The organism is Frankia gtarii (genome assembly GCF_025403375.1).
GTDB classification, from domain to species: domain Bacteria; phylum Actinomycetota; class Actinomycetes; order Frankiales; family Frankiaceae; genus Frankia; species Frankia gtarii.
This window is the reverse complement of the sequence record NZ_JAMPTM010000017.1, coordinates 41,609-49,624: the sequence shown is the minus strand read 5'-3', so window position 1 is coordinate 49,624 and position 8,016 is coordinate 41,609. Positions and strand designations below refer to the sequence as shown.

8 protein-coding genes are annotated in these 8,016 nt (G+C 68.2%); 6 read left to right on the top strand and 2 right to left on the bottom strand.

Annotated elements, in window-relative coordinates:
- A partial coding sequence (locus NBZ83_RS05160) for a hydrogenase maturation nickel metallochaperone HypA (protein ID WP_261565470.1) occupies positions 1-363 on the top strand: 363 nt, incomplete at its 5' end.
- Positions 364-453: 90 nt separating this feature from the next.
- Positions 454-1,170 (top strand): hydrogenase nickel incorporation protein HypB, encoded by a 717-nt coding sequence (hypB, locus tag NBZ83_RS05155; protein WP_261565469.1) that lies wholly within the window; start codon positions 454-456, stop codon positions 1,168-1,170.
- Positions 1,171-1,723: 553 nt separating this feature from the next.
- Here hypB and NBZ83_RS05150 read toward each other — a convergent pair.
- Together NBZ83_RS05150 and NBZ83_RS05145 are read right to left on the bottom strand one after the other, a co-directional pair.
- The gene (locus NBZ83_RS05150; RefSeq protein ID WP_261565468.1) at positions 1,724-2,101 is read right to left on the bottom strand and encodes a hypothetical protein; all 378 of its coding nucleotides are present in this window, start codon (positions 2,099-2,101) and stop codon (positions 1,724-1,726) included.
- A 484-nt stretch (positions 2,102-2,585) separates the two neighbouring features.
- Entirely contained in the window at positions 2,586-3,227 is a 642-nt protein-coding gene (locus tag NBZ83_RS05145) for a DUF4232 domain-containing protein (protein ID WP_261574437.1), read from the bottom strand.
- Positions 3,228-3,793: 566 nt separating this feature from the next.
- On the opposite strand from NBZ83_RS05145, the gene NBZ83_RS34465 reads away from it, so the two are divergent.
- The 4 genes from NBZ83_RS34465 to NBZ83_RS05125 all read left to right on the top strand — a co-directional run bounded on the left by NBZ83_RS34465 (position 3,794) and on the right by NBZ83_RS05125 (position 7,851).
- Positions 3,794-3,925 (top strand): hypothetical protein, encoded by a 132-nt coding sequence (locus tag NBZ83_RS34465; protein ID WP_498041041.1) that lies wholly within the window; start codon positions 3,794-3,796, stop codon positions 3,923-3,925.
- A 616-nt stretch (positions 3,926-4,541) separates the two neighbouring features.
- Positions 4,542-5,819 carry a glucans biosynthesis protein MdoC gene (gene mdoC, locus NBZ83_RS05135; protein WP_261565466.1) on the top strand — a complete coding sequence of 426 codons (1,278 nt, stop codon included), beginning with the start codon at positions 4,542-4,544 and terminating at the stop codon, positions 5,817-5,819.
- Positions 5,820-6,051: 232 nt separating this feature from the next.
- Positions 6,052-6,303: a hypothetical protein gene (locus NBZ83_RS05130; RefSeq protein ID WP_261565465.1), complete on the top strand. Its 252-nt coding sequence runs from the start codon at positions 6,052-6,054 to the stop codon at positions 6,301-6,303.
- Positions 6,304-6,948: 645 nt separating this feature from the next.
- Positions 6,949-7,851: an NADP-dependent oxidoreductase gene (locus NBZ83_RS05125; RefSeq protein WP_261565464.1), complete on the top strand. Its 903-nt coding sequence runs from the start codon at positions 6,949-6,951 to the stop codon at positions 7,849-7,851.
- Positions 7,852-8,016: the final 165 nt, after the last annotated feature.

Sequence of the window (8,016 nt, the reverse complement as noted above, 5' to 3'; positions counted from 1 at the left end):
ATGCATGAACTGTCGATCTGCCGATCCGTCGCGGACATCGTCACCCGGCACGCGGCCGGCCGGCGGGTGACCCGGGTGCATCTACGGGTGGGTGCCCTGCGGCAGGTGGTGCCGGACACCCTGATCTACTGCTGGGAGTTGGCGCACGCCGACCGGCCCGAAGCCGGGGTGCTGGCCGGGTCGGAACTGGCGGTCGAGTTCGTCCCGGCCGCAGCGCGCTGCCGAGCGTGCGGCGCGCACAACGAGCTCGCCGTGCCGGTCCTGCGTTGCGCCGCGTGTGGCGCCGCCGATGTCGACCTGGTCAGCGGCGAGGAATTCCTCGTCACCTCCTTCGAGGTGGCGACAGACGCGGCGGAGGCGTGACGAAGTATGGGCCGATTCCATCCGCACCCGGACAGTCATCCGCACCCGGACAGTCACACGCACCCGGACAGTCACACGCACCCTGGTTCGGTGGGGGACCATTCCGGCTACAGCACCGGCGCGGAGCGGGTCGAGGTGCTGGAGCGGATTCTCGGGGAGAACGAGCGGGTCGCGCGGGCCAACCGGGCGGCGTTCGACGCGGCCGGCGTCACCGTGGTGAACCTGATGTCCGCACCCGGCGCGGGGAAGACGATGCTGCTCGCCGAGACGCTGCGTCGCCTCGCGCCGCACCGGCGGATCGGGATCATCGAGGGGGACATCGAGACCAGCCTGGACGCCGATCGCCTCGAGGGGTTCGGCGCCGCGATCGCCCTGGTCAACACCGGAAACGGCTTCGGCGGGGAGTGCCACCTGGATGCGCCGATGGTCGCCTCGGCGCTGCCTCGGCTGCCACTGAGCGAGCTCGACCTCGTCATCATCGAGAACGTCGGCAACCTGGTCTGCCCCGCCGAGTTCGCCGTGGGGGAGGACCGGCGCGCAATGATGTTCGCCGTGACCGAGGGCGAGGAGAAACCCCTCAAATATCCGGTGATGTTCCGTTCCGCAGATCTTGTACTTGTCAACAAGACGGATCTGTTGCCTTATCTCGACTTCGACGCCGAGGCGTTCCGACGTAACCTCGACGCCGTTCATCCGAGGGTGGACGTGCTGGCGGTCAGCGCCCGCACCGGCGAGGGAATCGACGCCTGGTGTGACTGGCTGGCGAACCTGCTCGGAGCACCTGGAGTGGCGCCGATCCAGCGTTGAGATGTGCCGGGATTATTTGACATTTCGGCGTCGGCGGGAATTCCGGTGGTCCGTCTGCGGCGGGACGGTGATCCAGAGAAGTTCGGGTAATGGATCGAGGGGGGCTCGGCGCGTCGCGTTCGGTGATCGCAACCGATCCGTTAGAAAGACAGCGATCGGAAATGGCGGCACGTGGAGAGGTCGAGACATGCGTCCATCCAGCAGTAATCGCAAGCATCCACGTAACGCGAGAAAGCGCCGGGCCCTGGCCGCCGTCGCGGTGGCCGCGACCTTCGGTTTTCTCACCACGGGCGCCGGCTGCCCGCCCCCCGGCAACCCCTGTCCGCCGTACCCGCCGTCGGCGGTCTGCTAAGCCCTGCCGGCGCGGGGAATCATGCGAAACATTCCCCGACGCGAGCGCCCTCTCCGTGCCGGGCTCACCGACACCTTGCTGGCCGCGCCGCTCCCACCCACCTGGGCGAGGCGCGGCCAGCGAGGCGCAGCATGGCCACCTGACCGCGCTCGGCTACCTCACGACAACGGCCCCCGTCGCAACTCGGACATCGGGTAGTACTCAGACATCGGGTAGTTCGGTGTCCACCGCTGTCGGGACCGCCTCACCGCTGGTGACCGCGGCCGGCGCGCCGGCGAGCTCCGGCCTGCTGGGCGGGTTCGACTTCGTCCCGGCCCAGGTGCCCCGGAGCACGGCGACGGCGTGGTCGTAGGCATCGTGGGTGGGCAGCAGGCGACGGATGTTCAGGGGCAGCAGATCCTCTCGGTTGGTTCGGCCGCAGCGAGGGCAGGTCTGCTGGCTGAGGGGGAGCAGCACGCCGCAGCCGCCCTCCTGCGCCCCGCAGCGGCGCCAGTCCCGGCCGACCTCGATGTGCCCGGTCGGCTGCCAGCGGCGCGCGGCCGTGGCGGGCTCCATCATGGTGGTCGCGCCGGTCTCCACCAGGGCGAACGCCCCCGGGCGGAACCATCGTGCGCTCCTCCTCGCGGTCCATCGCGATGACAAGGCGCAGCGCCTCCCTATTCGTCCGGTTACTACCTATCTTGTGGTGGTTCCTCCCTGGCCTCTCCGAGGGAATCGCCTGGCGCGGCTGTAGGCAAGCGAACGGCACCTTCGGGTGATGCGCCGACTGCGCCCGCCCTCGCGTTTCAGCTGCCTCGCCGGGACCGTGGCGATCCTGACGATCCGGGTGATATCCGTCCCAGCCTGGGTCGCAAGGCGCGCGCCGCCGCACAGGCCGCCGACGGTCTCCCCTTCCGGCTAACCCGGCGCGCAGGGGCAGCCGATCGCCACCCGGGGAGTTCGAACGCTCGTCACTGCGGTATGCGGGCCCCAACCTCGCCGTGCGCTCGCCTGGCGGCGGTCCCGTAGGTGTCCGCCGTGGCCTCGACCAGGACGGTCGTCGGTGTCGGTGTCGGTATCAATGTCAGGATCTCGGCTCGAGCGCCGAGATGTATGTTCCGGGATGCGTGGCAGCGTCCTGCCCGAGGACGGGGCCGAGTGTCCACGGGATTATCAGCGAGGTCTGTTCGTCAGGCGGTATGAGAACGAGGTCGGTCGGGCTGAAGACAGGGTTCCCGGTGCCGTCACTGGGATCGGTCGGCAGGTAGGTGAGCGTTGCGTGGGCCTGCGCGCCGGGCGCGAGGTTGATCGGCCTAAGGGTGACGCTGGGGGAACGTGCGAGGTCCCACCTGTCTCCGGTCGCCGACCGGAATTGCGCGCCGGGATATCCGTACAGTGTGCATTGGGCCGAGGACCGATTCCTGAACGTCACGTGGATCCTCTTCTGTGACGTGCCAGGGGTGGGCGTCTCGGGTATGGACGCGCGAAGGTCCGCCGTCGTGCACCGGCTGGCCGCCGCTGCCGTGGTTCCGGTGGACGGTCGGGCGGTCGACGCCGTGCCGGTCTGCTCGCCGGTCGACGCGGCCGCGCCGGCCGACGCAACGGAAGGTCTTGTCCCGGTGCCGGCGGAACTGGCGGAGCCGCTGCATGACGACAGAACGGCGACCAGGAGCAAGACGGGCCCTGCCGCCCACCCGTGCCGCACCACACCTGACAGCTGACGCATCCATCCTCCACGCTGTTCGTCTTTCGAGGCCATTGGCTGGCCGCGGCCGTGCCGTGTCCGGTCATGGCCGACGTCCCTGCCAACGCAGTCTCCGTCAGGGGCCCGGCTGCCGCGGCGCATCGCGAGCATGGGTGGCCGCCTCAGGGGTCGGTCGGATAATAGGGCAAAACGTACGATCCGGCCACTGGCGTGACGTCAGCGGCAATGCACACCCAGCCCGACGGCGCGGCCCGGCGGTGAGGCCATCGACGGAGCTGTGGAAAGAATTGTGCCGAGCGTCAGGATCGCGATCAGAAAAAATTACTTCGGACCCTTCCGGAACTTCATCGCTACTGCCTCCGGCGCCGCGCCGCCACCGCTTCGGAAAAATCCCGTGGACCGCGAGCCAGAGATAATCCGGGTACGGCTGTGCCAATATCTTCGGCGGTGCCGTAGGGAATCACCGATGTCGCCGAGAGGTAGGAATCTGGTGGCTCAGCGCCTCGCGATCGTCGAGGCCCATGCGGGACGGATGCGCGCGGTGCGGGCTCGAGCTATAGTTCGTCAGGATAATCCCGGATCGTGCGGTGATCGCACGATGGCGAGTCCGGCGGGGGTCCAGTGGAGAAGTCCGACTACATTTTTCTGATGGTGCTCGTGACCGTGAACGTGCTTGCCCAGGGGCCGCTGGTATGGCTTGTGCGCTCCCGGCATGGTGAGGGCGCCGGGACCATGACCCTCGATGTCACGCGTGGCGCCTATGGTCTGATCTCAACCGTATGGGTGTCGGTCACCTGGGGTTTTCTCTGGCCGGGGGCCGTGGTTGGCCTGGGAATGCTTTTGGTCATGGTGGGAACGTGGCTGTACCGGCACCGCGTCGCCATGAGACTTCAGATGCAGGCAGAGCAACAGGTTGCGCCCGACCCACGTGAGCCGGCATAGCGCCTCCACGTGGACACAGCGCCTCGGGGCGTAATCACCTGACCTGACAGCCACCGCGCCGTTCTGATGCGGGTCGCGCTGTCCAGGGGCGAACGGGTCGAATCGCCCGTCGCGACAGCCCACCAGGCATCCGCTCTATCGAGCCGCCACAACTACGCACATCTTAAGCTCTTCTGCAACACAATAAAAGAACAACGCAGCGAAAAGGCCGGGCTCCAGGTCGGAGTCGACCGGCTGTCCGGCCGCAGCCCCTTGGCGCTCCCGACCCCGACGCGCGGGACAACCGTCGCTTTCCATATGATATGGCGAATAAGGGGTCCGGCCGCCTCTTCGTCGGAAGGCGTCGTCCGTAGGGGTATGCCGGAGCGGTCCGGTGGTCTTGGTGGAGGCATCGTGGGGGGAAAGACGGCACCGTCCGCGCCGGACGCGCATTACCATCATCTGGACGCGTTGCGCGGCATCTTCATGCTGGGCGGAGTCTTCGTACACGCCTCGACGCTCGGTGACGATCCGATCTTCAACGGGATCGCCTACGCCTCCGGTCTCTTCCGGATGGCGGACTTCTTCCTGATCTCCGGATTTCTCTCCGCGATGCTCGTCGGGAAGTACGGACCCGCGCGCACCGTGCGCCGCAGGCTCGCCAGCGTGGGAATTCCCTTCCTGTGCACCCTGGTCCTGTTCAACCCCACCGCCCTGTGGCTGAGTTACAACTTCCACAACCCGGACGTCTCGTTCCTGGACTTCCTGCGCGGACACACCGTCCCCGAGCCGGTGGGCGAGCTGCGCTGGTTTCTGCAGCTGTGGTTTCTCGTGGCGCTGCTCGCCTACGCGCTGTGCACCCCGGCGGCCGTGACCCTCCTGTCCCGCCTCGCGTCCAACTCCGTCTACCAGCGGGCCACCAACGGTCGACCCCGCATCATGGCCACGATCATCGCGTTCGCCATGGTGAGCACCGTCCTCATTCGCGGGGGATACCGGGCCGCCGTCGTTCCCGTCATCGGCGCCGATCCCCTCGACCTCCCGGTCGAGGAGACGCTGGACTTTCTACCGTTCTTCCTCCTCGGCGTGCTTCTCTACCTGGATCGGCGGCGGCTCCTGCCGGCCTTCCAGCGGCTCGCGCCGATACTGCTCTGTGTGGCCGGCGTCCTGCTGCTGGCGGCCACCCGGGGCTGGGTGGGCGGGCTGTCCTCGTCCACCGGAGTGGTACTCAGCCGGACCCTGTTCACCATCGCGATCACCGCCAATCTGTTCGCCGTGGCGAACCGACTCGTTCCCGGGCCCCGGCCGGCCGTCCGCTACCTTTCCGACGCCTCCTACACCGTCTACCTCTTCCACTACTTCTGGATCTACGTCATCGCGACGCTTCTCTCGTTCGACCCGAGCCTGCACTGGCCGCAGATGCTCCTGGTCACTGTTCTCACCTTTGGCGTGACCCTCGCCCTGCACCATTTCGTCATCCTGCGGTCGCCGTTTCTCCGCAAGATCTTCAACGGGAAGTTCCCGGCCGCCGGCCGCCACGGCGCCGGCCGGCCCGCCGCGGCGACCGCGACCGCGATTCCGGCCGCAGCGGCCGCCGGGCCGGAGTCCGAGCTGACCCAGCCGCTGCGCTGGCTTCCCCAGGCCGGCCAGCTGGACCCGGAGCGGACCCAGCGCCTCCACTGGACCCTCTAGCCTCGGGCTTTCCCGGTGATCGTTTGCGGGTGGGCCGGGGATGGGAAAGGTGCTCCTGGCCTGAGGGGATGAGGTTGTCGAGGCCTTATCCGCCCGGGGCGGAGATGGCCCTGCTGTGCGCCGAGTTCATAGGTCCGCGGGTTGGCCGCTTCGGATCCGATGCTGCATCCGGGGAACGCCGGGGCAAACACAGTGATCTCCAGCGGGCGCTGCGGTGGGTGATAATCAGGTCGTGGCGGAGCGTCCGGCAGCACGGCGAGATGCGGTCCGGGATCGCTGGACCGTGCATCACTTCTCGCAGGCAAATCCCGCGGGGCCCGGTCAGGACGACGTGGGTGCCCTGCTGCGACGGGTCGCTGACTCGATCGATGCACTGGGTGACGTCGAGGTTCAGGATCTGGTGATGCATGCCGAAGCCACGGCCGACGGCAGTTGGCACTCAATCACCGTCTACTACCAGTGCGACGCTGAACCAGAGGACTAGGGGTCACGTCCACCGCTGATCCACCCAGCCATGCATCTGCGGCCCCGGTCCACCTCGGCCTCCAACGCCAGCAGCTGCTCGTCATCGAGCCCGGCCCGGGGCTGGCTGATACCTGGCGCCCCAAGCTCACGTCGCCAGCGGCCTACGCATCCGTGCAGCGTCGTCATCGCAGCGTTGTCCGCTGGTCGATCGACAAGGTCGGGAATAGCGGGCCCGCGGTGGGCGTCTCAGTACAGGATTGAGGCTGTGAGCACGGGTGATGGTCCGCGCGGACGACGACGGGAGCGGGTGTGATGGTGCGGTCCGCGCGATCGGCGCGGTGCCCCGTCACCGAGGCCCTTGCCTCATTCCGGGCCTACCGGGCGCTGCACGTCGATCTGCAGCGGGTCAGCGCCGCACTGTGTTCGCACTGAGCGCGTCCGTCTTCCGCAGCTGACAGCGCCGCCGAATCCGCGCCGTGGCGATCTGATGGGCGGCGAGGCCCCCCGTCGAGCACAGCCGACCCGGGGTCACCCGCAACGGCAGGGCGGCGATCCGGTACCCAGAGTCTCACTCGGCGAGTCTCACTCGGCACACGTCGACACCGGCCCGCGGTGTCGACATCGAACCGATGACCACATCGAACCGATGACCAAGGAGTCCAGGATGAGCGTGAAGATCTATTTCGAGGAGTACGGCAGCCCGACGGTGCTGGTGCAGGCCGAGGAGACGGTGGGGGAGCCGGGTGCGGGGGAGGTCCGGATCGTGAACCGGGCGATCTCGGTCAACCCGGTCGACTGGAAGGTCGTCGCCGGCTACCTGAAGGACTTTGTGCCACTGCAGTTGCCCGCCGTGCCGGGTAACGAGACGGCTGGCGTGGTCGACGCGGTCGGCTCGGGCGTGGACGGGTTCGCCGTCGGTGACGAGGTCATCTGGTCAGGTTTCACCGGTGGTTACCGCGCGCAGGCCAACGTGCCCGCGAAGTCATTGATCGCGAAGCCGGCCGCCGTCGACTTCGAGCAGGCGGCGTCACTGCCCGTCGCGGCCGGGACCGCGTACTCCGCGGTGCACCAGATCGGTGTCCGGGAGGGCGACACCGTGCTCGTCCACGCCGCGGCCGGGGGAGTGGGAACGGCGACGGTCCAGATCGCCAAGGCGCTCGGCGCCCGCGTGATCGGCACGGCCTCCCCGGCCAACCACGACTACCTCCGCTCGATCGGCGCGGAACCCGTCACCTACGGGGATGGTCTGGTGGATGCCGTGAAGGCTCTCGGAACGATCAACGCCTCGGTCGACAATGTCGGCGGTGCGGCGTCGGTCGCGGCGACGGTGGCGCTTCTTCCCGACCTGTCCCGCGCGGTCACGGCCGTAGCCGACGAGCATGCCGCCGCCGCCGGGATTGCGGCGGTCGTCGCGTCCGAGGACAGGCTGACCGCGGTCGCGAAGCTGGCCGAACAGGGCGTGATTCGTTTCGAGATCCAGGACCGCTTCCCCCTCGCCGAGGCCGCGAAGGCGTTCGAGCTCAGCCTCACCGGCCACGTCCGCGGGAAGATCATCCTTGTCCCCTGACCCAAAGCCCTGACCTGGGCGGATCGCCGGAACCATGAGACACGGAGGCCGAGGGCCGGACACAGCCCTCGGCCTCCTGGCGATCCGGCCACCCGATGACCTTGGCAGTGGCGAGGGCTCTTGCGACGTGGGCTGCGGCGTAACCGGCAGACATGACGAGGGGAT

Excerpts from the sequence above, each read along its gene's own strand:
- NBZ83_RS05145 (WP_261574437.1), bottom strand. The coding sequence starts at position 3,227 with ATGCGTCAGCTGTCAGGTGTGGTGCGGCACGGGTGGGCGGCAGGGCCC.
- NBZ83_RS05125 (WP_261565464.1), top strand. The coding sequence starts at position 6,949 with ATGAGCGTGAAGATCTATTTCGAGGAGTACGGCAGCCCGACGGTGCTG.